Annotated in this window: 1 protein-coding gene; it reads left to right on the top strand. The window is 45.4% G+C overall.

All coding sequences use genetic code 11. The annotated features are described in order from the left end of the window. The coding region (locus R7O13_RS28710; RefSeq protein WP_318305440.1) for a SirB1 family protein at positions 1 to 604 on the top strand (604 nt) is incomplete at both ends.

Here is a 604-nt window from a genome sequence, read left to right as displayed (position 1 = left end):
AGAAGCAACGCTTATCCATGAAACAGATGAAGAGCAGCGTTTCGACTCTTTCCTACGTCTGTTTTTCCATGAGTGGGGCTTCAAAGGTGACGACCAAGAGTACTTTATCTCTGACAACAGCTTTATCGATAAAGTGCTAGAGCGTAAAAAAGGTATACCGGTCAGCTTAGGTGCAATTTTATTGTACTTAGGCAATCGCCTTGGCTTCCCTATAAAAGGTGTGACATTCCCAACTCAGTTCCTAATTAAAGTGGATTGGATGCACAAAACACCAGACTACATTAACCCGTTCAACGGGGAGTATGTTGGTGAGAAAATCCTTCAAGCTTGGTTAATCGGTCAAGAAGGACCGTTAGCGCAACTTAAACCAGAACATTTTGACGAAGCGGATAATCCGACAGTGATTGGTCGCTGGTTGGCGTTGATTAAAAGCGCGATGCTGAGAGAAGAGCGTTACACACTGGCGCTGCGCTGTACTAATCTGGCGTTGACCTTTGTGCCAGATGACCCATACGAGATTCGTGATCGCGGTTTTATCTTCCAACAGCTTGAGTGTCGTCAGGTCGCGGTATCTGACTTTCAGTACTGTATTGAACAATGTCCC

It is taken from the genome of Vibrio sp. Y176, assembly GCF_033438945.1.
The sequence above is the reverse complement of the archived record's forward strand: the minus strand, read 5'-3'. Positions and strand labels throughout refer to the sequence as shown.